General features: G+C 40.0%; 25 protein-coding genes. 23 read left to right on the top strand and 2 right to left on the bottom strand.

The genetic code is table 11. From position 1 onward, the window contains the following. The first annotated feature begins 109 nt into the window (after nucleotides 1-109). The 6 genes from MUN88_RS20660 to dhaM all read left to right on the top strand — a co-directional run bounded on the left by MUN88_RS20660 (nucleotide 110) and on the right by dhaM (nucleotide 6377). Nucleotides 110-961 (top strand): MIP/aquaporin family protein, encoded by an 852-nt coding sequence (locus tag MUN88_RS20660; protein ID WP_244718886.1) that lies wholly within the window; start codon nucleotides 110-112, stop codon nucleotides 959-961. 20 nt (nucleotides 962-981) lie between these two features. Beyond that, nucleotides 982-2472, top strand: a complete 1491-nt coding sequence (glpK, locus tag MUN88_RS20655; RefSeq protein ID WP_244718884.1) for a glycerol kinase GlpK — start codon at nucleotides 982-984, stop codon at nucleotides 2470-2472. 28 nt (nucleotides 2473-2500) lie between these two features. Next, entirely contained in the window at nucleotides 2501-4153 is a 1653-nt protein-coding gene (locus tag MUN88_RS20650) for a glycerol-3-phosphate dehydrogenase/oxidase (protein ID WP_244718882.1), read from the top strand. A gap of 195 nt (nucleotides 4154-4348) precedes the next feature. Further along, a complete protein-coding gene (gene dhaK / locus MUN88_RS20645) occupies nucleotides 4349-5338 on the top strand; it encodes a dihydroxyacetone kinase subunit DhaK (RefSeq protein WP_244718880.1) in 990 nt (329 codons plus the stop codon). A gap of 29 nt (nucleotides 5339-5367) precedes the next feature. Further along, on the top strand, nucleotides 5368-5985 hold the full coding sequence (gene dhaL / locus MUN88_RS20640) for a dihydroxyacetone kinase subunit DhaL (protein ID WP_305852484.1): 618 nt from the start codon (nucleotides 5368-5370) through the stop codon (nucleotides 5983-5985). 2 nt (nucleotides 5986-5987) lie between these two features. Continuing rightward, nucleotides 5988-6377: a dihydroxyacetone kinase phosphoryl donor subunit DhaM gene (dhaM, locus tag MUN88_RS20635; RefSeq protein WP_244718878.1), complete on the top strand. Its 390-nt coding sequence runs from the start codon at nucleotides 5988-5990 to the stop codon at nucleotides 6375-6377. A 911-nt stretch (nucleotides 6378-7288) separates the two neighbouring features. On the opposite strand, the gene MUN88_RS20630 is transcribed toward dhaM, so the two are convergent. Continuing rightward, on the bottom strand, nucleotides 7289-8476 hold the full coding sequence (locus tag MUN88_RS20630) for a Gfo/Idh/MocA family protein (protein ID WP_244718876.1): 1188 nt from the start codon (nucleotides 8474-8476) through the stop codon (nucleotides 7289-7291). A 115-nt stretch (nucleotides 8477-8591) separates the two neighbouring features. Between MUN88_RS20630 and MUN88_RS20625 the strand changes: the two genes are divergently transcribed. The 7 genes from MUN88_RS20625 (at nucleotide 8592) to MUN88_RS20595 (ending at nucleotide 14491) form a co-directional block, all read left to right on the top strand. Then, nucleotides 8592-9425 (top strand): AraC family transcriptional regulator, encoded by an 834-nt coding sequence (locus MUN88_RS20625; protein ID WP_244718874.1) that lies wholly within the window; start codon nucleotides 8592-8594, stop codon nucleotides 9423-9425. A gap of 121 nt (nucleotides 9426-9546) precedes the next feature. Continuing rightward, complete coding sequence (locus MUN88_RS20620; RefSeq protein WP_244718872.1) at nucleotides 9547-10698, top strand: Gfo/Idh/MocA family protein; 1152 nt, start codon at nucleotides 9547-9549, stop codon at nucleotides 10696-10698. A gap of 12 nt (nucleotides 10699-10710) precedes the next feature. Continuing rightward, entirely contained in the window at nucleotides 10711-11889 is a 1179-nt protein-coding gene (locus tag MUN88_RS20615; protein WP_244718870.1) for a dihydrodipicolinate synthase family protein, read from the top strand. Beyond that, complete coding sequence (locus MUN88_RS20610; protein ID WP_244718867.1) at nucleotides 11886-12707, top strand: sugar phosphate isomerase/epimerase family protein; 822 nt, start codon at nucleotides 11886-11888, stop codon at nucleotides 12705-12707. Before MUN88_RS20615 ends, MUN88_RS20610 begins: the two co-directional genes overlap by 4 nt. A gap of 269 nt (nucleotides 12708-12976) precedes the next feature. After that, nucleotides 12977-13156 (top strand): hypothetical protein, encoded by a 180-nt coding sequence (locus tag MUN88_RS20605; RefSeq protein WP_244718864.1) that lies wholly within the window; start codon nucleotides 12977-12979, stop codon nucleotides 13154-13156. Nucleotides 13157-13879: 723 nt separating this feature from the next. Next, a complete protein-coding gene (locus MUN88_RS20600) occupies nucleotides 13880-14188 on the top strand; it encodes a hypothetical protein (RefSeq protein ID WP_244718861.1) in 309 nt (102 codons plus the stop codon). Between the two features lie 51 nt (nucleotides 14189-14239). Next, complete coding sequence (locus tag MUN88_RS20595; protein ID WP_244718860.1) at nucleotides 14240-14491, top strand: hypothetical protein; 252 nt, start codon at nucleotides 14240-14242, stop codon at nucleotides 14489-14491. A 576-nt stretch (nucleotides 14492-15067) separates the two neighbouring features. On the opposite strand, the gene MUN88_RS20590 is transcribed toward MUN88_RS20595, so the two are convergent. Further along, a complete protein-coding gene (locus MUN88_RS20590) occupies nucleotides 15068-15988 on the bottom strand; it encodes an aldo/keto reductase (protein WP_244718859.1) in 921 nt (306 codons plus the stop codon). 206 nt (nucleotides 15989-16194) lie between these two features. Here MUN88_RS20590 and MUN88_RS20585 point away from each other — a divergent pair, with 206 nt between their 5' ends. The 10 genes from MUN88_RS20585 to MUN88_RS20540 all read left to right on the top strand — a co-directional run bounded on the left by MUN88_RS20585 (nucleotide 16195) and on the right by MUN88_RS20540 (nucleotide 25379). Further along, a complete protein-coding gene (locus tag MUN88_RS20585; RefSeq protein WP_244718858.1) occupies nucleotides 16195-16713 on the top strand; it encodes a DoxX family protein in 519 nt (172 codons plus the stop codon). A gap of 45 nt (nucleotides 16714-16758) precedes the next feature. Further along, nucleotides 16759-17277 (top strand): DoxX family protein, encoded by a 519-nt coding sequence (locus tag MUN88_RS20580; protein ID WP_244718857.1) that lies wholly within the window; start codon nucleotides 16759-16761, stop codon nucleotides 17275-17277. A 720-nt stretch (nucleotides 17278-17997) separates the two neighbouring features. After that, nucleotides 17998-18483: a hypothetical protein gene (locus MUN88_RS20575; RefSeq protein WP_244718856.1), complete on the top strand. Its 486-nt coding sequence runs from the start codon at nucleotides 17998-18000 to the stop codon at nucleotides 18481-18483. Nucleotides 18484-18560: 77 nt separating this feature from the next. Next, a complete protein-coding gene (locus tag MUN88_RS20570; RefSeq protein ID WP_244718855.1) occupies nucleotides 18561-19238 on the top strand; it encodes a GntR family transcriptional regulator in 678 nt (225 codons plus the stop codon). A 33-nt stretch (nucleotides 19239-19271) separates the two neighbouring features. Continuing rightward, nucleotides 19272-21296 (top strand): alpha-glucuronidase family glycosyl hydrolase, encoded by a 2025-nt coding sequence (locus tag MUN88_RS20565; RefSeq protein ID WP_244724668.1) that lies wholly within the window; start codon nucleotides 19272-19274, stop codon nucleotides 21294-21296. A 151-nt stretch (nucleotides 21297-21447) separates the two neighbouring features. Further along, nucleotides 21448-22554: a mannonate dehydratase gene (uxuA, locus tag MUN88_RS20560; RefSeq protein ID WP_244718854.1), complete on the top strand. Its 1107-nt coding sequence runs from the start codon at nucleotides 21448-21450 to the stop codon at nucleotides 22552-22554. After that, nucleotides 22523-23368 carry an SDR family oxidoreductase gene (locus tag MUN88_RS20555; RefSeq protein ID WP_244718853.1) on the top strand — a complete coding sequence of 282 codons (846 nt, stop codon included), beginning with the start codon at nucleotides 22523-22525 and terminating at the stop codon, nucleotides 23366-23368. Before uxuA ends, MUN88_RS20555 begins: the two co-directional genes overlap by 32 nt. A 2-nt stretch (nucleotides 23369-23370) precedes the next feature. Beyond that, a complete protein-coding gene (locus MUN88_RS20550) occupies nucleotides 23371-24327 on the top strand; it encodes a sugar kinase (protein ID WP_244718851.1) in 957 nt (318 codons plus the stop codon). A gap of 27 nt (nucleotides 24328-24354) precedes the next feature. Further along, nucleotides 24355-25014: a bifunctional 4-hydroxy-2-oxoglutarate aldolase/2-dehydro-3-deoxy-phosphogluconate aldolase gene (locus MUN88_RS20545; RefSeq protein WP_369810010.1), complete on the top strand. Its 660-nt coding sequence runs from the start codon at nucleotides 24355-24357 to the stop codon at nucleotides 25012-25014. A gap of 56 nt (nucleotides 25015-25070) precedes the next feature. Continuing rightward, nucleotides 25071-25379, top strand: a complete 309-nt coding sequence (locus tag MUN88_RS20540) for a YrhK family protein (RefSeq protein ID WP_244718847.1) — start codon at nucleotides 25071-25073, stop codon at nucleotides 25377-25379. The last annotated feature ends 259 nt before the right edge of the window (nucleotides 25380-25638 follow it).

The raw sequence follows: 25638 nt of genomic DNA, 5'->3' as shown, positions 1-25638 counted from the left end.
AAGTGATACGTGGATAGCTGTGTGGATTTTTTCTGTTTTTTGACATTTTACGCATCTATGCGACAAATTATGGGTATAGTTTATTAACATACTGTGAAGGGGTGTTAGAATGTCTGAATTTCTTGCAGAATTAATTGGAACCATGATCTTAGTTATTCTAGGCTGTGGTGTTGTCGGCGGGGTAACATTGAAGAAATCGAAATCTGAAGGAGGAGGATGGATCGTTGTTACACTGGGATGGGGACTTGGTGTAGCGATGGGTGTCTATGCAGTTGGAAGCGTATCCGGTGCCCATATCAATCCAGCAGTTACATTAGGTTTTGCCAGTATCGGCGAATTTCCTTGGGAGAAAGTGCCGATGTATATTTTAGCCCAAATGCTCGGTGCGATTATTGGTGGGGCTATTGTCTTCTTTCAATACTTGCCACATTGGAAAGCAACGGATGATCCAGCAGGAAAATTAGCTGTTTTTGCAACGGATCCTGCGATAAAAAGTGGTCCGGCTAACCTGGTAAGTGAAGTGATCGGGACATTTGTCCTAGTTATGGGCTTGCTGTTCATTGGTGCAAACGATTTTACGGAAGGATTAAATCCAGCAATCGTCGGGTTGCTTATTGTTGCAATCGGTTTATCGTTAGGTGGACCGACTGGCTATGCTATTAATCCGGCTCGTGATTTGGGGCCAAGAATTGCCCACGCTTTATTACCGATTATCGGAAAAGGTGATTCCAATTGGAAATATGCTTCGATTCCAGTAGTAGGACCGATTATTGGTGGTGTGTATGGAGCAGTTTTTTATAAAGCTTTTTTTGAAGGTGACTTTACACTGTTGTTTTGGATAATGTCATTAGTGGTACTAATACTATTAGGAGTAGCATTAGCCGATGAACAAAAAAAACACCATGCACATGTTGCATCAACTAAGAAATCATCTCAAGAAGCAAGTTATATAAATCATTAGATTAGAGGAGGATAAATAACATGGAGAAATATATTTTATCGATTGATCAGGGAACAACTAGTTCGAGAGCGATTATTTTTAATCAAAAAGGAGAAATTGTAGAGGTAGGGCAACGAGAATTCGAACAATTTTTTCAGAAATCTGGCTGGGTAGAGCACGATGCCAATGAAATCTGGACTTCTGTTTTGGCATGTATTTCTGAAGCGTTGAGAAAGGCAGATATTGAAGCATCGCAAATCGCTGGAATTGGTATTACCAATCAACGAGAAACGACGGTCGTCTGGGATAAGAATACAGGTAAGCCTATCTATAAAGCAGTTGTGTGGCAATCTCGCCAAACGGAAGGTATTTGTCGTGAACTCAGAGAGGCTGGTTATCAGGATACCTTTCGTCAAAAAACTGGATTATTAATAGATGCTTATTTTTCTGGAACGAAGGTGAAATGGATACTAGACAACGTAGAGGGAGCAAGAGAAAAAGCGGACAATGGGGACTTGTTGTTCGGAACGATTGACACTTGGTTAATTTATAAATTAACGGGCGGTAATGAGCATGTAACGGATTATTCCAATGCATCACGTACGTTAATGTATAACATATACGACCTTAAATGGGATGATGAATTACTGGATATTCTCGGTGTACCTAAGAGCATGCTTCCAGAAGTGAAATCTTCTTCAGAAGTATATGGAGAAACAGTAGACTATCATTTCTTCGGTCAAAACGTGCCGATAGCTGGCGCAGCTGGTGATCAGCAGGCAGCCTTGTTCGGTCAGGCCATCTTTGAAAAAGGTATGGTAAAAAATACTTATGGAACTGGGTGTTTTATGCTGATGCATACCGGTGAAGAGCCGGTTCGCTCTAACAATGGATTATTAACCACTTTAGCATGTGGAGTAGATGGTAAGGTCGAATATGCTCTTGAAGGTAGCATTTTTGTTGCCGGATCTGCTGTGCAATGGTTGCGTGATGGATTAAGAATGTTTCATTCATCGAAAGACTCCGAAAAATATGCAACGCGAGTGGAATCAGCAGAAGGTGTATATATGGTACCAGCCTTCGTTGGACTGGGAACACCGTACTGGGACAGTGATGCGCGTGGAGCAGCATTTGGATTAACACGTGGGACGAAGAAAGAACATTTCATCCGCGCGACATTAGAATCAATTGCCTATCAGACGAAGGACGTACTCAGAGCCATGATCGATGATTCTGATCTAGACGTGAAATCGTTACGTGTGGATGGTGGCGCAGTTGCCAATGATTTCCTTATGCAATTTCAAAGTGACATATTGGATGTTCCTGTTGAAAGACCAGAAGTGATTGAAACGACTGCTCTAGGTGCAGCCTATTTAGCAGGACTTGCAGTTGAATATTGGGATGACAGGGAAGCAATTAAGACGCAATGGGACGTTGATAAACGTTTCGAGCCAAATATGGAGAATGAAGATAGAGAAAAATTATATGCTGGTTGGAAAAAAGCAGTAGAAGCAACAAGGCTTTTTAAATAAAATATATAAACATTTGGGGGCGAAATCTATGACCTTTTCGAGTAAACAACGAACAGAAATGTTCCAGGAAATGAAAAAAGATCAGTTGGACATGGTTGTTATCGGTGGAGGTATCACTGGTGCAGGAATTGCATTGGACGCAGTTATGCGTGGTCTAAAAGTGGCTGTAGTAGAAATGCAGGATTTTGCGGCAGGTACTTCGAGCCGATCCACGAAGTTAGTACACGGTGGATTACGTTATTTAAAACAATTTGAAGTGAAAATGGTAGCAGAAGTTGGGAAAGAACGTGAAATAGTATACGAAAATGGACCACATGTTACGGTTCCAGAATGGATGATGTTGCCGTTTTATGATCAGGGTACATTTGGTCCATTTTCCACCAATATTGGCTTGCGTGTTTATGACTTTCTCGCAGGCGTAAAGAAATCAGAACGTCGTAAAATGTTAAACAGCCAGGAAGCGATCAAACGTGAACCGCTTTTGAAAGAAAATGGTTTAAAAGGTGCAGGATATTATGTAGAGTATCGCACAGATGATGCTCGTTTAACAATGGAAGTTATGAAAAAAGCGGTGGAAAAAGGTGCGCTCTCCATCAATTATGCCAAAGTCACCGAATTACTTTATGAACACGGCAAGCTCACTGGCGTGGAAGTAACGGATCAATTGTCAGGTGACACACATGAACTCGATGCTAAATATATCGTGAATGCCGCTGGGCCGTGGGTAGATACGATTCGTGAGAAAGATCAGTCTAAGAAGGGCAAAACATTGCAATTAACAAAAGGGATTCACCTTGTATTCGATCATTCTCGTTTTCCTTTAGAACAAGCGATCTATTTCGATACACCAGATGGCCGTATGGTATTTGCTATTCCGCGTGATGGTAAAGCATATGTTGGTACAACAGATACGGTTTATGAGGGTAATATTGCGCATCCTACGATGACGGAAGCAGATCGTGATTATGTGTTAAATGCGATTGACTTTATGTTCCCTGACTTGAAGATAACGGCTGATGATGTCGAATCAAGCTGGTCTGGTTTACGTCCATTGATTCATGAAGAGGGCAAGGACCCGTCTGAGATTTCACGTAAAGATGAGATTTTCGAATCAGATTCGGGGCTTATTTCAATTGCAGGTGGTAAGTTGACAGGCTATCGAAAAATGGCTGAACATGTTGTCAATGTTATCCATGATAAAATGGTAGAAGCAGAACGAAAAGTATTTTATCCAAGTGATACGAAGAAATTGCCGATCTCTGGCGGAGATGTTGGAGGTTCTAAAGGATTCAAACAATTTAAGGAAGAGCAAATTCCGAAAGGTGTAGAACTTGGCATGACGACGGAAGAAGCGGAAATGCTTGTTCAACGTTATGGATCTAACGTTGAGGCAGTATTCGATTATTATCAGCAAGCAACGAAAAATGAGGCTGAGCTGGCACCGTTGACAAGTGCTATGCTTTCCTACAGTTTAGAACACGAAGCAGCATGTAAACCGGTAGACTTTTTCATTCGCAGAACAGGTGCGTTGTTCTTCGATATTAATTGGGTAAAACAAGAAAAAGATGCTGTAATAAAAGAAATGGAACAGCAGCTAGCATGGACAGCAATACAGACAGAAGAATATACGAAGGAATTAGATCAACTGCTCTATGAAGCCGTGCATCCAAAAACGTCGTGAGGCATTAGTCTCACGGCTTTTTTTAAAAAATTTACGTATGATGCTAACTAGGTAATTTAGCTTGAAGTATATTTCCTTATGCGATGTCATCATTCATATTTTTCTCCTTTCGTATTGAATTGCACATGATATATTTGGAATATTTGCTCGTTTTTGTTTACGATAGAACTATATGATGTGAAGAGGTGATCTGTTTTGAAAAAAGTGTTAAACCATACCGATGCAGTAGTAGAAGAAATGCTTGATGGATTTGTGAAAGCACATAGTGATTCCTTGAAACGATTACCGGATACAAGCGTTGTGATAAGGAACGACGCACCAGTCACCGGAAAAGTTGGAATTGTCAGTGGGGGTGGCAGTGGACATGAGCCAGCCCATGCAGGTTATGTAGGTAAGGGTATGCTGGATGCGGCCGTTGCAGGAGAAGTATTTACATCGCCGACGCCAGATCAAGTATTAGAGGCAATCAAGGCTGTTGATAGTGGTGAAGGTGTCTTGCTCATCATTAAAAACTATACAGGAGATGTGATGAACTTCGACATGGCAGCAGAATTGGCAGAGGCAGAAGGAATTACGGTGGAAAAAGTAATCGTGAATGATGATGTATCCGTAGAGGACAGTACGTTTACCTCTGGTAGACGAGGAATTGCCGGAACTGTTTTTGTTCATAAAGTAGCCGGTGCAATCGCAGAAACAAAAGCACCATTACAGGAAGTGAAAGCAGCTGCAGAAAATGTGATTAAACAGGTACGCTCTATGGGTGTCGCGTTATCTCCTTGTACCGTACCTGCCTCAGGGAAACCAAGCTTTACATTGGAAGAAGATGAAATGGAGATAGGTATTGGTATCCATGGCGAACCGGGTATAGAACGCGTGCCACTCCAGTCAGCCGATCGTATTGCTGATACACTTTTGGGAAAAATTCTAGCAGATCATGAGTACGATAATAGTGAAGTTGCTGTAATGATCAATGGAATGGGCGCTACACCCGAGATGGAGCTCTATATCGTGTATCGCCAGGTTGCTAATTTACTAAAGGAAAAGGGAATAACGATTTACGCAAACTGGGTCGGTGAGTACATGACAGCTTTAGAAATGGCTGGATTTTCTATTACGCTTTTAAAACTAGACCATCAGATTAAATCTGCATTATCAGCAACCACAGATGCACAGGCTTTTAAATAAAATGATGTTTCACGAAGGAGAATGAATTGATGATTTTGACGGTCGAAAAGACGATACAATGGATGAGAGAAATTCATAAAAGAATGGAAGCGAACAAAGAACAATTGACAGCCTTAGACCAGGCTATTGGTGATGGAGATCATGGTATTAACATGGCAAGGGGCTTTGGTGAAGTGGTGGCAAAAATTGATGGTACAGAATATGAATCAGTGGCAGATGTATTAAAATCTGCTGCGATGACGCTAACAGCTAAAATTGGCGGTGCTTCCGGACCTCTTTATGGAACGGCTTTTTTGAAAATGGCGACAGCATTACAAGGACAAGAGGTTGATCAGCAAAATCTTAAATCTGCAATAGACCAGGCACTGGAAGGAATAAAAATGCGTGGTAATGCCGAACTCGGTGAAAAAACATTATATGATGTATGGTATCAGGTAGCTGATTTTCTAGGAACTGAAAAAGTAGAAGATTGGCAGGAAATGCTCGAGGTCTGCCAGGCGACGATTGAAGATACACGAGAACTGAAAGCAACAAAAGGCAGGGCTTCTTATCTGAATGAGCGTTCACGTGGGCATGTAGATCCCGGTTCTATGTCATCTTATTATATTTTTGAAGCACTGGCAACTGTAATCGAAATGGAGGACTAACTATGGCGGATAAAGTAGGACTTGTCATCATTTCTCATAGTAAGAAGATAGGTGAAGGTGTCTACGACTTGATCAGTCAAGTCATCTCAGATGTTCCCATTGCTATTGCTGCTGGAACAGAGGATGAAGAAATTGGCACAAATATGGAGTTGATCAGCAAGGCCATTGAAGATGCAGATCATGGGAAAGGTGTTATCCTTCTCTATGATTTAGGCAGTGCAAAAATGAATGCAGAAATGGCTATTGAATTTTCCGAACGTGAAAATATCCAACTCGCCAACCATGTACCGTTAGTAGAAGGTGCATATGTTGCAGCAGTAGAGGCGAATATGGGCTATTCTATAGAAAAAATTAGGAAGAGCTTAACCAAGCTTGAGTTAGAAGATATGTAATAAGTCACAATAAAAGCTGGACATGACACGAAGTTATGATAGATACCATACGTGTCGAGTCCGGCTTTTTCTCTACATAATTACCTTATTAAAGCGGATTTACAAAATTTTCGCTTAAGTTTGAAAAAATTAAAGTGAAGGTTCTTATAATATGGATTATGTCAAGTGAAACTCTAAAGCGATGTGGTAATTTTGATAGTTAATATATGCGTAGCAAAGCTCCTAAAAATTGCTCCGCGTCCTGTGGGCATGGCTTCAGCTAGGCTACTAATTGGACAACTTCTTTGCTGCCTTGTGCAGAGTAAGCTCACTTCGAAGCGATACTTGCAGACACAGGCACAGACAAAGTGGATTTTCAGCTCGTGCTGATTCCACGGGAGTCTCCGCATATTTCCTACGCTTAAGGAAGTGCTACAACTTATGTAACACAAAAGCAGTGGTGCTAGCATATGTTATTCATTCGAATGCTAATATTTTTATACAATTATGGATGTGCTCAAAATGCTACCTCTTTCAAACGTTGTAGAGTGCCAATCCTAGCGTAGGCCAACCACGTAGACTCCCGCGGGATTGAGCAGGTGCTGAAGATCCACTTTGTAAAGCGGTCTTCTTTACAAAGTTAGCTTCAGCCGTGCCCCGCAGGACGCGGAGTGGTTGGCCGAAGCGATATCCTAGCACATTCTCTGTTTCAAAATTACCACATCGCTTTAGAGTTTCACTTGACATAATCCATATAATGGGTAGTTGTATTTTCTTGAGTTAGTTACGGCAGGTTTATGCTTAGTCTTTCTTTATATTTCGTAAAGTGATATTGAGAATTAATGGAGTAATGCTCTTTGACAAAAGTATCAAAATGAGTGCTTATACAAAGATCCGGAAAAATAGTCCTTTTCCGGATCGCTTTAATCAAGTTAAAATTTGATAATCTCACCTGTCTGACTCCATTCCACGCCAAGGTCATTTGGTAAGCAGAATTGGTTATAGCATTGGGTTAGAATGCTATCTAAATTTTCGACGGTTGTTAATTTGCGATCTTCGTGATACTCCATTACATTTTTCGGGAAAGAAGGGATGTCTTTCACGGATTGATGCATGCCATAAATCGCGTTAACATGAGCGCGGGCTGCTTCTGGACCACATAAAATACTTTGCTGCTCGTTTTGTATTGCTTCTAGCATAACTCCCAGTTTTGCATTATGTTTCTTTTCAGGATCATCATGGTAAATTTTTTCGCTGCCATCATGCCATTTTACAATTATTTCGTTGTCACTCTCTTCAGGATGATACGTAATCGTCGCGTTTTCAAACTCCATTTGATATTTTGGTTCATGTTCTTCTTCGACAGCATGTGTTGCTAAATAAATCATTTCCACATTATTTTTCGTATAAAGATGGACTGCACATGTATCGAATGTTTCGATCGGATTAGCACGATATAACTCTGCTGATAATTGCTCGATCTCTGCGCTTGTCTCGATGGTATCACCTGCTAAGTAGAGGAGGTGATGAAGGAAATGGGCGGTTGCATTATTAGCCACACTGTCAAAAATCATCTCTCCATCTGGACTGTACTTTTTGCCCGCCCAGCTTGATCGGTTAAAATAATCCGCATTTCTTGGCCATAATACTAAACTTTTCATACGTAACGGTTTACCGAAGTCCCCGTCCAAAATGGCTTGTTTTAAATTTTGCACGGACTCAATGAAGGACCAGTTAAAGCCAATAGCCATTCTTTTGCCTGTGCGGTCTCTCGTATCAATCATTTCTTGCAAATGTGCTGGATTTGCGGTTGCTGGTTTTTCACAAAGAACATGGCTGCCTTTTTCCATTGCTAAACAAGCTTGCTGTTTATGTAAATGGATTGGAGTAGAAATGATAGCTAAGTCTGCTTGATGCTCTTGATAGAATTGCTCCAAAGAATCATAGATTGGTATTTTCTTATCGATAATTTCCTGATAGTAATTGGAGCGCTCAGGACTTACATCGACAACACCCGCAACGAATGCGCTTTCAAATTCTCCGCTAAATAAGTTGCGTAAATATACATTCCCATATCCCCCTATACCAACTAATACGACAGAAATTTTTTGATTCATCATTGGATTCTCCTCACTTTTTCTATTCAACACTTTATAATATAATAGCAATATATCACAACTTCTTTTTTTTCGCAGTAAAAGCAAATTAAATTCTATAAAAAAGTGGAGCGGTTACATGTTAAAAGATGTCAGAATGGAACCATACGGAATACAGTTATACGAGAGTAAGCATACAGGTGGAGACAGAATTGAAGAGCATCATCATCAGGTGTACCAGTTGATTTATGCGCTCGAAGGAACGGGAAAAGTCATACTAGACGGGAAGGAATTTCAATTCGAGCAAGATCACTTAAGTTTTATTACGCCGTTAACCTCACACGCGATTATGTCCGATCATAAATTAACGGTTCTTGTTTTGGCTTTTGATGAGCGTGTTATCAATCGCAATAATCGTGACTTGTTCAAAAAAACGTTGCATGAGTCGAAATTTATCGGGTTAAACCCATTTAACAGTAGTGAGATCCGTCAATTATTAAGAACGATGCTGTATGAACAGGCTAATTCGAGCTTGCATCAAGAAACGGCGTTGCTTACATTTCTCTCTCATTTGCTGCTGCTGATTGCACGCGGTGAACACCATTCTGAAACAGCAGATGCTAATACATTACGTTCCGAACGGCTGAAAGAATATATTGACAGCCATTATTTTGACTGGATTCATGCCGAAGATTTGGCAGCGAGACTAGGCATGAGTACTAGACATATGAATACTATTTTCAAAGAAACCTATCAAATCACCCCTATACAGTATTTAACGGAAGTCCGGATCGGTCTGGCCAAAAAAATGCTGGCGGAGACCGATAAAGACATCGCCTCGATCTGTTTCGAGGTAGGCTTTGAATCGATTTCTACTTTTTATCGAACGTTCAAAAACAGTACCGATATCTCGCCACATAAATATCGGACGAAACAACGTCATATGGAACAATTGCCAGAGACAAATGACTAATTTTTGTTTTTCGACATAATTCATTTCCGAAATTAAGAAATTCGTTCTTAGATTAATAAGACGAATTTTTTTTATTGCGCTAAGATAGGGGTAACTTAGCAATCGAAAGGGGCAAAAAGGAATGGCACAACATAAAATTGGAATTATTATGAATGGGGTTACCGGAAGAATGGGAACGAACCAGCACTTGATTCGTTCTATTAAAGCGATTAGAGAGCAAGGCGGTGTCCTGCTTAAAAATGAAGATACATTGATGCCTGATCCGATTCTTGTCGGTCGAAATGAGAAGAAATTGAAAGCGTTGGCAGAAGAGCATGGAATTGAACGGTATTCGACTGATCTTGAAGCAGCATTAGCCGACGATTACAACGAAATCTATTTTGATTCTCAAACTACTGTAAGAAGAGCTGAATCTATTAAACAAGCAATTGCTGCTGGTAAACATATTTATTGTGAGAAGCCAACTGCAACTAATTTAGAAGGGTCTGTAGAATTAGCCAGATTAGCAAGAGAAGCTGGCGTGAAAAACGGTGTAGTACAGGATAAATTATTCTTACCAGGTCTTCTGAAACTAAAACGCTTAATTGATTCTGGATTCTTTGGAGAAATGCTTTCTGTCCGAATGGAATTTGGTTATTGGGTATTTGAAGGGGACTGGCAAGAAGCACAGCGTCCATCCTGGAACTATCGTAAAGAAGATGGTGGCGGTATCATTGTGGATATGTTCGCGCACTGGCGCTATGTGATCGATAACCTGTTTGGAAATGTAAAATCTGTTTCCTGTTTAGGAGCAACACACATCCCGAAACGTGTCGATGAAAATGGTGAAACGTACACCGCGACTGCAGATGATGCAGCATATGGTACATTTGAATTGGATAATGGCGTGATCGTTCAAGCTAACTCTTCATGGGCTGTTCGTGTAAATCGTGATGACTTATTAACGATTCAAGTAGATGGTACAGAAGGAAGTGCGGTAGCAGGCCTGCGTGATTGTAAGGTACAGCACCGTGTCAACACACCGAAACCAACATGGAATCCAGATATTGATAATCCATTTGACTTCCAGGATCAATGGCAGGAAGTACCGGCTAATGATGTTTTCGATAACGGTTTTAAAGTGCAGTGGGAAATGTTCTTGAAGCATGTGTTTGCAGGCGAACCTTTCCCTTGGGATTTATTAGAAGGGGCGAAAGGAACACAGCTGTCTGATCTTGGTTTGAAATCATGGGAAGAAAGACGTTGGGTAGACGTACCGGAAATTAAATTGTAAGGAGGTACAACAATGACGAAGTTAATTTTGCCAAACAAAGATCGAAACTTATATACGTATGAAGCAAGTGCTTATACACCTTTTGACATACCGAAGGATAAACCGTTTGAAAAGAGAACCGCATTTTCAGCTGCCCATGTGGTAGCTGATCCATTGGCGGATGCAGATCCAACGTTAAATGCCCAAATTGATTGGGATAAAACAATGGAATACCGCCACTATTTATGGTCCCTTGGTTTATCGGTAGCAGAGGCAATGGATACGGCGCAACGTGGTATGGGTCTGAGCTGGGAAGGAGCAAAAGAGTTAATTTCCCGCTCTACGAAAGAGGCGAAAGCTGTAGGAGGCAATATTGCTAGTGGTGTTGGAACGGATCATTTAGAACCTTCTCCATCTGTCACCTTAGAAGATGTCGAGAGAGCGTATGAAGAACAGGTATCATTTGTGGAAGGTGAAGGCGGTAAAATTATTTTAATGGCGAGCCGTGCACTTGCTGCTTGTGCAAAAGGACCAGAGGATTACCAACGCGTCTATAATAAAATCTTGCAAAACGTATCACAGCCTGTCATTTTGCATTGGCTAGGTGATATGTTTGATCCCGCACTGAAAGGCTATTGGGGACATGAAGATTTAGATGAGGCAATGGAGGTCTGCTTACAGATTATCCGTGATAATGAATCAAAAGTGGATGGTATCAAGATTTCACTATTAGATGATCAAAAAGAAATACAAATGCGAAGATTACTACCTGATAGCGTTCGAATGTATACAGGTGATGACTTTAATTATCCTGAATTGATTAAAGGTGATGAAAAAGGATACAGTCACGCCTTGTTAGGTATTTTTGACGCAATTGCTCCAGCTGCTGCGGCAGCATTGCATGCATTAGACGCTGGCGACATTCAGAAATATGATCAGTTATTGGAAAAAACAGTGCCATTATCCCGACATATTTTCCAATCACCGACGTTCTCCTATAAGACAGGCGTCGTCTTTATGGCTTATCTAAATGGACATCAGGACCACTTCCGTATGATTGGTGGAAAAGAAAGTGCTCGTTCCATCGTGCATTTATCTGATCTGTTTGTAATGGCAGATGAAGCGGGACTGTTACGTGACCCAGCTTTGGCAGCGGAAAGAATGCGTCTTGCTCTTGAACTAGCAGGTGTGAAACAGGAGGGGTCTCGATGACAGATCAATCATTAATGAGTCGTCTTAGTCTCAATCAAATAACGACTGAGCAGTGGACGTTAGAAGAAGCGGTGCAGGGCTGTGTCAGAAATGAAGTGCCATGGATTTCGGTGTGGCGTCATAAAATTGCAGAAATAGGTTTAGAGAATTCGAAAAAAATGATACAAGATGCTGGCTTGCAGGTGTCCAGTATTTGTCGTGGCGGAATGTTCCCAGCAGCTACTGCTAAGGAACGTGCAGAACGAATTGATGACAATAAACGTGCCGTGGAAGAAGCTGCAGAGCTGGGAACGGACACATTAGTATTAGTGTGTGGACCAAGTGCTGATAAAGATATTCTAACAGCGAGAGAACAAGTGGCAGAAGGAATTGATCAGCTTGTTCCCTTTGCTAAAGAACACGGTGTAAAGCTAGCGATCGAACCGCTTCATCCAATGTTTGCAGCAGACAGATCGGTCATTAATACGATGGATCAGGCAACTACCATTGCTGAAAAATATGCAACAGATGAAGTCGGTGTTGTAGTTGACGTCTATCATGTCTGGTGGGACCCGAATCTTTATGCGGAAATTGAGAGAGCAAAAGGAAGAATTCTAGGCTTCCACGTATCAGACTGGAAAGTGCCAATGGATGATATGTTCAAAGGTCGTTTTATGATGGGTGATGGCGTGATCGAGATTAATAAAATGCGAAAAGCAGTAGAAGCAGCAGGTTATCATGGTCCAATTGAGGTGGAGATTATTAACCAATCTTTATGGGACCGTGATGGGGATGATGTACTGAAAGAGGTCAAACAAAGTTTCGCGAAGCATGTATAGATAAAGTTGAGGATGGGATGGAAAGAGTGTATCTTGCTAATAAGATACACTTTTTCTATATGTAAAGGAGGTTAGTAGTATGAGAGAAAAGTTGTACCAGCACCACTTTTTCGTGATCCCATCTATGATTGTGCTGCAGATCCGACAATTATATGGAATCACTTAGAACAAAACTGGTGGATGCTATATACAAACAGAAGCACAACAAGTCCAAGAGTTGGCGTCTCATGGGTTCCATGGTACCGATTTAGGAATTGTGAGTTCGACAGATGGTTGTGATTGATTATATCGAGGTACTAGTTTCGGAATTAGATGTGCAAAATGGTCGAATCACTTTTTGGGCCCCTGAAGGTATTTATCATATGAATGTCAGTTACATTGACGGAATTCCAATCAAATGGGAGGGACACCACCAGTCTATTTTGTATTATACTAGTAAGGACTTATGAGAATGGAACTATCAAAGTACACTGCACTTAAGCTCAAATTTTGTGATTGATGCGGCTGTACACCGGCTACCGAACGGCAATTGGCGAATGTGGTATAAAGAAGAATATAACGGGAGCATCTCTTTGCTGCGGACAGTATAGATGGACGACTGTTGGTCCGTAATAGCAGTTTTTCCGCGCATAAGGATCAAATGTGTTCGAATGGCAATAGTACTATTGGCTGATCGTTGATGAATGGGATGAGGTATCTATCAATCTGATGATGCAATAATATGGAGACGATATAATAAAATTCTTATCGAGGATGCTAATAAAGAAGACATGAGGATGTTTAAGTTGTGAAGGAGAAAGCGTATATCTTTAATTTACACATCCAGATGGAAACAAAGGATACACAGAGAAGAGCTATCGGTCCAAAAGGTCATCCATTCAAGTTGCTGAACTTAAGTTAGATAACGCCAGATTAAAATGTGACCGAGACAAAAATATCATAGTTTGCTTAGAACAAGCTGATGATTAACTTATGGCGGAAAAGAACACAATAGCTAATTCTAGATAACCAGAACAAAAGATAAAGGATAGGAAAATAACCTTATACTATTTACATTTTTAGTTAGCAATGGTAATTTGGTAGTATAAATATCGTGTGTTGTGGAGGGGAGAATACTGAGAAAAGTTCATGATTCGTTTGCGATATACATAACCATAGCAGTTAGTATCACGATGCTGATTGGTATTGGCTGGTTTGTTCTAAGTTATTATCAAGGTAAGACCGTGTTCAATCAAAATGCAATTAAAGAGTACCCTTATCATCTTCATGAAACGAAGTTAATCTCCTCATCCTCACAAATTTCTGTTACAGAAATGAATGCTGACCGTATAGAGGAATCAGAAGAAGAATTGGAGTTGGAAGAGCCATCCGAAGAAGAGGAACTTGATCAGGAAGAGATGGAACAAGAGAATAGCTATAATAATAATTCTTATTCAACAGATGAGAGTGTCCGCCAGGATGTTTACGGAAACTACAAATAAAAAAGCTAGACTTTCTATGCTTTTTTATTATACAGAGAGAGGAGGTAAGGTGTGAATAAGAAACGGTATCGTCTCATCCAGACGGTTCTTATCCTAATTGGTTTCGTATTTGTTTATTATATTCCATCCACATTCCCATATGTGGTTTTTGTTGTGATAACCATTACTGTCATCTTAGATTGGAAGAACATTAGAGTAAAATGGCAACAAGCAACAACAGAAGATGAAATACGACCAATTGTAGTTCCTTTCATACTCGCCGGCATCATACTAGTTTTCGCAATGGTGTCATTAATCCTGTAAAGTCTGGCAGAAAATTATGTTGGTCATTGTAAAAGCCAATGATAATATGAACTTTTAATATAGAAGATTCGTGCTACGTTTGTTTTTTTCTCTTGTGCTGTATAAATAAACTGCGAGTTATCTCGTCAATTTTTAAAAGCTAACAAACAATTTGCTAAACGATACCGGAAGATTCCAAAATGGCCACCTTTCACCAAATTCACGGACATAATTTGTCGAAGGAGTGTTCTAATCGGACATGCCACATCAAATCAAGTGCGAATTGGTCGAAAAAGATCTCCAATCGGACAATCTCACTCCATTTCAAGCGCAGATTGTCCGATAGAACTCTTCAATCGGACAATCCTACTTCATTTTGAGCACACATTGGTCGATAGAGTTCTCCAACCGGGACAAGTCCCTATCCACTCCTCATTATGTACTCATCAACGATTAGAAGTTCAGGAAGACTTACCAAATTTTCATTAGTTCGCAGCTTCCACTCCTTATTATTTTAAAAAGTGGCAATTGAGATTAAAAACGTGATTATTTATGTTCTAGCACAAACAGTTGTGATATGTTCAAGTCTCGATTAGATCACTTGGACTGAGGATGATCATTTGCAACCATATCTAAATCTGCAGCTCTGGCATTGGCTATGACTTGTTCTGGGCTTTTACAGCCAGGAATGACGGTGGTCACAGCATCATGCTTTAAGCACCATGCAAGTGCCCAGCTTGCCATATTAACACCTTCAGGAACTTCATGGCGCGCAATTTCTTCCACCATATTTAACACGCGTTCAGTCTGATTTCGATCGTGCTTTGATCGGACATCAGTACTTTCAAAAGTAACACCTGGTTTATATTTTCCTGATAAGTAGCCACTTGCTAATGGAACTCTTGCTAATACTCCTAGATCTTGCTTGATCGCTGATGGATAAATCGCTTCTTCAGGAGCCCGATCAAGACGGTTATATACTACTTGAATAGCTTCCGCTCCAACTTCAGTTGCTTTCACTGTCTGAAACGGATCGTCATTGTCTTTTAATGAAATAGCAAGATGTCTTATTTTTCCTGCTTGTTTTTGTTTATCCAGCATTGTCCACAAATCATCGTTCTGGAATTCTTCATTACTGCAGGAGTGAGCTTGATAAACATCGATATAATCGGTTTTTAAAGATTTCAAAGAGGCATCTAGTTGTGTTAAGACTTCGTCAGCGCTCCAATGACGAGTCCTTTCAAAATTACCGAGAAAATGGTGTCCGAATTTTGTTGCGATAACCCAGTCTTCACGATTATCCCTGCTAAGGAAGTCACCGATAAACTGTTCTGATAGGTGGTCTCCATAACATTCTGCGGTATCAATTAAGTTAATTCCTTCTATTTTTGCCTGCTGAAGAATCTGGTCTACTTCGAGCTGTGTAAATTTTTTTCCCCATTCACCCCCATACTGCCATGTACCAATCCCAACAACGGATACGTTTACATTTGTTTTACCGAGTCTGCGAAATTTCATTTAGGCACCTCACTTATATAGTCATATACCCATAGCATACCCGATAAAGACTTTTCTGTCACAAAATTGACATAATCTTTTGTATGATTTGTGAATCATTGAACAATATTGTTGCGGAATGACAAAAAAATGATATGATGTAATTGTAATAAAGAAAACAGTCAATTAAAAATATGTGAAAAATTGAACAAAAGGAGTGAGGAACAATGTTTTTCGAGTTTCTAAGAACAAATCGTGTTGTTGCGGGGATACTGGCATTTATTCGAGTATATTTAGGTTATCATTGGATGACGGCAGGATGGGGTAAGATTACCGGTGGTGGCTTCGATGCATCAGGATTTATTCAAGGAGGTATTGCAGGTGCAACGGGTGAACATCCAAGTGTTCAAGGCTGGTGGGCAACTTTTTTGGAAGGTGTTGCACTACCAGGTGCCAATGTCTTCAGCTTCATGGTAATGTGGGGTGAATTCTTAGTAGGTATTGCACTTATTCTGGGTATCTTCACTAATTTTGCAGCATTAATGGGAATTATCATGAACTTCGCTTTTGTCTTTAGTGGAACAGTGAGTACTAACGGCCAGATGATTTTATTAACTGCTATACTGTTAGTTGCTGGTTATAATGCAGGCAGATTTGGATTAGATAGATATGTTATTCCATTTTTACATCAAATCGTTGAAAAAAGAAGGAATAACGGGAAGCATATTGTTGCAGGCAGTCATTAACTACAATATTTTATGTGAAATAATGAACAAAAAGGAGAGGTTAAAATGTTTACCAATCTATTAAGAAGTAATAAAGTTGTTGCTGGTGTGTTAACATTTATCCGAATATATTTAGGCTATCAATGGTTAACTGGCGGTTGGGGAAAAATAACCGGTGGAGGATTTGATGCAAGTGGTTTTATTCAAGGGGCGATTGGTCAGGCAACAGGTGATCATCCAGCAGTCCAAGGCTGGTGGGCGACCTTTTTGGAAATCGTGGCATTACCAGGTGCTAATGTCTTCAGCTTCATGGTAATGTGGGGTGAATTTTTAGTAGGTTTGGCGTTAATCTTAGGTTTGTTCACCAACTTTGCAGCATTAATGGGTATCATCATGAACTTCGCCTTCTTATTCAGTGGTACAGTAAGCACCAATGGCCAGATGATTTTACTAACGATCTTCATCCTAGTGGCAGGATATAATGCAGGACGTTTCGGTCTGGATCGCTACGTTATCCCATTCTTAAAAGATAAAATGCATCAAAAAAATGAAGAAAGATATATCAGACACGCAGAAGCTCATTAAACAATATCAACTTTTAGTGAAATGAAAGGTTCCTCATCTTCATAGATGGACGGAACCTTTTTGTCTGGACAATTATGAGGGTGTTTTTTTTTATTACAGGTTAAAGTGGTTGATTATAATGGACAAGATTGACTTAGATCCCACATTGATTAAGACGCTATTTTGCATTTGATTGATACAAGGTGATACCGGTTTACAAACTTCGATCTTTCCAAGAATGTTTTTCTTACAAGTATGGCGCCAATACTTTGTTTTATGCCATTTATGCCATTGGATCGTGACGGGCTGATGTAGTTGAAGCATGGAACGAACGGTTTGCTATTGATAAGCATAAATAAGCATGGTTTCAAGCTTTACCGGAAGGCCACTTTTGTTGCATTTCCTCAATTACCATCAATTCAGGAAGCACACCATACTTAGTATAGAGCAGAATTTATTCAGAGGACAAAAAAAGGCACCCTACATTCGCAGGGTGCAAAGGGGGACAATCTATTTTGAATCAAAATACTGTACATCTATCCACATCTGGAATGATATGAACAGTATATGTACACAACAACTATTATTGTAACCGATTTCATTATATAAAATACAGAAAGCGATTACAATAGGTCTTTTATACTAATTTTATTCAAATTATAGAAATAATAAATTTTTTTTCCTTGAATAAGCTTTAGTATAGAGCTCGTTTTAAAATACGTAAAGCAGTGGGTGATCAACATGAAAAAACGGCATTTCTATGACCGTCAACAACGGAAAATTTTATTTTTTATCGGACTTGGAGCTTTAATAATAGTGTTGGCATTAATTGTATATGGTATCATGTATCTGTTTTCGGAAGAACGCCAGGTAGTACAGGTAGCGGAGCAGTTTTATGAATATGAACAAGATGGTGATTTCGGAAATTCATGGGAACTGTTTCATTCCTCGATGAAAAAAAGATTTAATAAAGGAACGTATATGGAAGATCGTGCGCATGTATTTCTTAATCATTTCGGAGTGGATTCATTTGATTTTAGCCTTGGAGATCCGACTGAAATAAAAAATTTTGAAATTGCAGAGGATCCGACTGTGGAATACACCGTATATCGGATTGATGTTACATGTATGTACGACAGCAAATACGGCTATTTGGAAATCAAACAGCCTGTGATTTTGATAGAAGAAGAATCGGAATGGAAGGTTTTGTGGGATTATAATCAGTAAAAAACAGTTATTGTTGTATTTTTAGTCCACTCATTGTATACTAGTTACTACCATACTAGTATAAAGGTGATGAAGAAATGGCGAATTTAGGTCAACGAGCGAGAGGATCGTCAAGAGATTACGTGTATAACACAATAAAAGCACAAATTATGAATGGCGAGATTGCACCAGGAACAAAATTATCAGAAAAAGAGATTTCAGACAAATTAAATGTCAGCAGGACACCAGTAAGAGAGGCAATTCTTAAACTGAATCAAGAAGAACTGTTAGGGGTTTATCCGCAAATAGGAACGATCGTAACCAAAATTGATTTAAAGTTAGTGGAAGAAGGCAGATTCATCAGAGAGAATATTGAAAAGGCAATTGTGAAGGAAGCAGCCGCATCGATGGATGAGGAAGCACTGCTGCAATTAGAAACTAATCTTACTTTACAAGAATTTTCTTTAGAAAAAGAGTCGTTCCAACGGCTTTTTGAATTAGATGATGAATTTCATCAATTATTATATACAGGTTGTGGGAAAGACCGTACATGGGAAATGGTGAAGCGAATGAATATTCAATTTGACCGACTACGTTTATTACGTCTTTCTGTTAATCACGATTGGAAAATTATTGTCAGTCAGCATCGAGAAATATTCGAAGCAATATCTGCTAAAGATGGCTTGTTAGCAGAGAAATTGGTAATGGACCATCTTAAATTAGTAAATGTGGAGAAAAATGATCTGAAACGGGAAAATCCAGAATTTTTTATTTAGGGGTGAGAGCTGTTGAATAGCAGTAATTATAAAATGTGGTTACAGTATGAACCTATTACAGAAAAAAAGGTGAAAGATCAATATCAGAGAGTATTGCGTCATGTAGTGATCAAAGAAGACGATCCGATTATTCTTTCTGCTAAGAATGAATTGGAAATTGCCGTTAAAGAAATGTTAGATTACGAGATAAACTGGGCCGAGGATGTCCAGGATGCTAATTTTGTAATCGGTAACAAAAAAGAATTAGCTGGGTTTCTGGAAGAGGGACAACGCTGTTTGTTAGCCGATTTAGCTGATGAAGGATTTATAGTCCAAACAATTAATCAAAAATCGTATCTTGTAGGAAACACTGATGCAGGTGTAATGTATGGCATTCATCATTTTATTCGATTGATGCAAATGAAAGCAGACCCTTCACAACTGCATATAGCAGATCAGCCGAAGAATCAGTTCCGGATGATAAATCAGTGGGATAATCTTGATGGAAGTGTGGAGAGAGGTTATTCAGGAAAATCAATTTTTTATCAAAATGGAAAAATTGTGAAGGATAAGGCCAGAATACATGATTATGCAAGGTATTTATCGTCGATTGGTATAAATTCGATCTGTATTAATAATGTGAATGTATGGGAAGAGGAAACCTATTTTATCACCAAAAAATATCTGCCGGAAATAAAAGAAATAGCGGACATTTTTAGTTCTTATGCAATCAGGCTATATTTAAGCATTAATTTTGCCAGTCCGATAACGATTGATGGATTGTCAACAGCAGATCCGTTAGATGGAGAGGTGAAGCAGTGGTGGAAAGATAAGGTCGCAGAAATATATGATTACATTCCTGATTTTGGGGGCTTTATCGTTAAAGCAGATTCCGAGCATCGGCCAGGACCATTTACGTATAATCGTGATCATGCAGACGGTGCCAACATGTTAGCAGAAGTATTGGAACCCTACGATGGCAAAGTCATTTGGCGCTGTTTTGTCTATAATTGCCTGCAGGATTGGCGGGATCGTGCAACCGATCGTGCAAGGGCTGCATATGACCACTTTAAACCATTGGATGGACGTTTCCATGAAAATGTGCTTCTGCAAATTAAAAACGGGCCGTTGGATTTTCAGGTTCGTGAGCCAGTTTCGCCATTATTAGGTGCGATGTCTCAGACGAATCAATTAATCGAATTTCAGGTAGCGCAGGAATATACAGGTCAGCAAATCGACCTCTGTTATTTAATACCACAGTGGAAGCAGGTGTTAGCATTCGATACACATATAAAAGGGCCTGGATCCACTATTTCAGAAATTGTAGCAGGAAACATACACGTGTATAAACACAGTGGTATTGCTGCTGTTTCAAATATTGGAAATGATGAAAATTGGACAGGACATACACTTGCGCAAGCGAATTTGTATGGATATGGCCGTTTAACCTGGGATCCGTCATTATCTTCTCAGCAAATTGCGGAGGAATGGATCATCCAAACATTCGGTAACCAAAAAGAAGTCCTAGCAAAGATCGAAAAAATGCTGTTATCTTCATGGAAAATATATGAAAATTATACAGCGCCACTCGGAGTTGGCTGGATGGTGACCCCTGGAATCCATTATGGCCCTAATATTGATGGCTATGAATATTCCAGATGGGGTACCTATCATTTTGCAGATCGTGAAGGAATCGGTGTAGATCGTACCATCGAAACGGGGACAGGATATACCTCACAGTATGAAGAGCCGAACCGATTCATCTATAATATTCTTAGCGAATGCCCGGATGAGCTGCTTTTATTTTTTCACCATGTACCATACAAGTATACGTTGAAAAATGGAGAAACCGTTATTCAACATATTTACAACACTCATTTCAAAGGGTATGAGCAAGTAGAAGACTTAATGGATATTTGGAACAGTTTAGAGCATGTCATGGACAACGCCCGTTTTAAACATGTGCAAGATCGACTCTATAGACAAAAGATGAACGCTAAAGAATGGAGAGATCAAATTAACAGCTACTTTTACCGAAAATCAGGCATTGCTGATCAATATAATCGGACCATTTACTAGAGTCGATTTTTGTCAGAGTAAAACTGCGAGGACGTAATGCAGAGATAGATTAGCAGAAAAGTAGTGTGTTTAATGCAGTGATTTGGAGCTAGCACAAATTTTCACTACATTAAACGCCGAAATTGATCTTGGCTAAAGAGGAGGAATCCACATGCGCATGGTATTTCGTTGGTTTGGTGAAGGAAATGATAGTATCAGTCTTTCGCAAATCAAACAGATTCCCGGTGTAGAAGGAATTGTTTGGGCGCTTCATAATGTGCCGGCCGGGGAAATATGGCCACTTGAAAGAATACAAGAAATAAAAAAACAAGCAAATAAATATGGCTTGCATCTCGATGTCGTAGAAAGTGTCAATATTCATGAATCTATTAAACTCGGTACATCGGATCGGGATCACTATATTCATAATTATATCGAAACGATAAAAAATTTAGCCACAGTGGGTGCCAAGGTAATTTGCTACAATTTTATGCCGGTTTTCGATTGGGTACGTACCGATCTGTTTGGAAAATTGCCAGATGATTCGACAGCGTTATTCTATGAAAAAGTGAAAGTCGATGACATGGACCCAACGGAATTGGTAGAGAAAATCGCATCTAATCCTGATTATACAATGCCAGGATGGGAACCGGAGCGATTAGAAACATTAAAGGAACTATTTCATGCCTATCAACAAGTTAGTACCACAGACTTAATGGATAATCTGAAATATTTTCTGCAGCGGGTTATACCAGTTTGTGAAGCGTATGATATGAAATTAGCTATTCATCCTGATGATCCACCATGGGAAATATTCGGTTTACCTCGCATTGTGACAACACAGGAGAGATTAAGAGAAATTATCAACCTGGTACCTAGTGATTGCAATGGTATTACTTTATGTTCAGGCGCTCTTGGTGTTCGAGTGGATAATGATATTGTCTCCATGATTCATGAGTTTGAAGGACATATACATTTTGCCCACATTCGAAATGTGAATTTGTTTGATAATGGTGATTTTATAGAAACCTCTCACTTGACACGTGATGGTTCCATTGCAATTGACGACATTGTAAAGGCATACAATAATATTCACTATAAAGGTTATGTAAGACCGGATCACGGTAGACATATTTGGGATGAACAATGCCGGCCAGGATACGGTTTATATGATCGAGCCCTCGGCATTATGTATTTATCAGGCTTGTGGGATGCTTATCAATCGATTAAACGAAAGGATGAACTTCATGTTACCGATACACAGCAATTTAAAGGATAAAGTAGCGGTTGTTACTGGTGGAGGAGGTGTCTTATGCGGGGCAATGGCGAAAGAATTTGCCCGGCAAGGCATGAAAGTGGCAATCCTGAATCGTACCTTAGCAAAAGCAGAAAAAGTTGTTAATGAAATAAAGTTGGAAAAAGGTGAGGCAATCGCAATTGCATGTGACGTACTGGATCGTAATGCGGTTATTGCAGCAGAACAACAAGTGTTTCAGACATTTGGTGCTTGTGATGTACTTATTAATGGGGCAGGCGGCAATCATCCAGATGGCACTACGGCCAATGAGCGATTCAGCAAAGAGGATCAGATCGATCCAGCCATCCGCAGTTTTTTTGATATGACAACAGAAGGTTTTTCATCGGTATTTAATCTGAATTTTATAGGCACCTTGATCCCGACACAGATTTTTGCAGAACGGATGGTGGATCGACGTACGACAGTTATTAATATTTCTTCCATGAGTGCGCCAAGTCCAATGACAAAAGTACCGGCATACAGTGCAGCTAAAGCAGCGATCAACAACTTTACCCAATGGCTTGCTGTACATATGGCAGAGGCAAACGTCCGAGTGAATGCGATTGCCCCTGGTTTTTTCTTAACTGATCAAAACAGGCCATTATTAACGAATGAAGATGGTTCACCTACTCCGAGGATGCAAAAAATCCTGGATCATACGCCGATGGGAAGACTCGGATCTCCAGAGGATCTATTAGGTACACTTTTGTGGTTGACAGACGAGGAAGCTAGTGGCTTTGTGACTGGCACATGTATTCTTGTAGATGGCGGCTTTATGGCCTATAGTGGGGTGTAAGGATGAAAGATGTCATTACGGTTGGGGAATCAATGGTTTTATTTACACCTGCTACGTCGCCGATGATGAGATACGCAGAGACTTTTTCAAAAGATGTTGGTGGGGCAGAGTCCAATGTAGCTATTGGATTAGCTCGATTAGGTCATAATGTCGGTTGGATCAGCAGACTCGGTAATGATGAATTTGGAACTTTTATTTTGAACAGCATTCGTGGTGAAGGGGTAGATGTTAGTCAAGTAAAGCGTGATGATGAACATCCGACCGGTTTATATTTTAAAGAAATACGCCATGCAAAAGACGTGCGTGTTCAATATTATCGAAAAGGTTCAGCTGCCAGTCAGATAACAATGGATGATATAGATGAAACATATTGGAACGAGGCAAAATACCTTCATTTAACAGGGATAACCCCAGCCTTAAGTGACACGGCGTACGAAACAATGGTGTCACTGATGAAGCGGGCGTCAACATGTAACATTAATATTGTCTTTGATCCTAACTTACGACGGAAGCTTTGGCCAGATGAGAAAGCACGAGCAGTTTTAAAGGAATTGATTGGTTATTCGGATTTCGTGTTACCAGGCATGGAGGAAGCGATTTTCTTATTTGGTGAAGAAAATCCGGAAAGAGCTGCAGAGCTATTCTTAGAAGCAGGATGTGACCAGGTAGTCATCAAATTAGGTGAAAAAGGAGCTTATTATAAGTCGAAAAACAAGAGCGGATTCATACCTCCTCATCAAGTGAAGGAGGTTATCGACCCAGTCGGGGCTGGTGATGGCTTTGCGGCAGGATTTATATCAGGGTTACTTGACGGTTTACCAACTGATCAAGCGGTGAAGCGGGCGAATGCAGTTGGTGCCATTCAGACACAAATGATAGGAGATTATCAAGGTTTACCAGATCGGGAGGAATTAGAGCAGTTTATGTCTAGGAAATCAAATCAGGATGTCAAAAGGTAGGTGATCAATGTGCATGGTTTACAAAGAATGACCGATACAGGGGTTATTGCCGTTATGCGGAATATGACGCCTAAGACAATTATTCCAGTAGCACAAGCATTGTATGATGGAGGAGTAACCATTTTAGAAATAACGGTGGAAACTCCGAAGGTCTTAACGTTAATTGAACAGGTTAAGGATAAATTTGGTGATGATGTGATAGTAGGTGCGGGCACTGTATTGGATGCAGAAACAGCAAGAGCAGCTCTTATGGCTGGAGCGTCCTTTATTTTTTCCCCAACGGTAAGAAAAGAGACGATCGAAATGACCAAGCGATATGGTGCTGTTTCCGTTGCAGGCGCTTTTACACCAACGGAAATTTTAACGGCATATGAGAATGGTGCAGATATGATCAAGGTATTTCCTGCCAGTGTACTTGGACCACGTTTTTTTAAAGACTTAAAGGGTCCTTTACCTCATATTCCTGTGATACCAACAGGTGGGATCGATCTCCAGAACGCAGGGGAATATATTAAAGCCGGAGCAGTGGCAATAGGGGCCGGAAGTACATTAGTGAAAGGAACGACCGAACTGTCGGAAGCATACTTAACAGATATTTCCTCAAAAGCAAACCAATTTATAAATAAGGTGAAAAACGCAAGAAAAATAGCAGGGAATACGTCTTCTTCCTTAAAAAGGTATGTTTGATCTTCATGAAATTGGGTTATAACCAATAAATGAGGAGTTATGAAGGAGGAGAAAAGATGGAAGAAAGATCTCGGCACTATCAACATGACTCATCACGTAAGAATTATGTAGATCAACGCATGAAACAGCATAAACGCTTTTATAAAAATATCTATGATATTTTATATACGATTAATGATTTTACCATTGCGGTCTGGTTTCTGATCGGCAGTATCTTTTTTTATTTTGAATCATTGAAAACATGGGGTGTCACACTATTTGTCATCGCTAGTGTACAATTTCTAATCAAACCATCCATTCGCCTCGTACACGAATTCTCAGCACGAAAGCATTATGGGAAAGAATATGATCGGACACAACTATAAGTAATGAAGATTTAGTTCTATAAAATGTGATGATCAGGCGTGAAATCCTATTGACATGTTTTGTGGTGGTGGGATATCGCTCCGGCTAACCACTTCGCATCCTGCACGTCCCGCGGGAGTCTACGTAGTTGGTCTACGCTAATGTTTAGGATCTACAACTGTTACAAGAGGTGGCATTTTGAGCGGTATCCTTTAGTGTCTATACCTCATTCATATGATGCATCATGCCTAGCGCCACTGCTTTTAGCTGTTCCAATTG

Origin of the sequence: Gracilibacillus caseinilyticus (assembly GCF_022919115.1) — a bacterium.
Classification (GTDB): domain Bacteria; phylum Bacillota; class Bacilli; order Bacillales; family Amphibacillaceae; genus Gracilibacillus; species Gracilibacillus caseinilyticus.
This window is presented reverse-complemented; position numbering and strand designations above follow the sequence as displayed.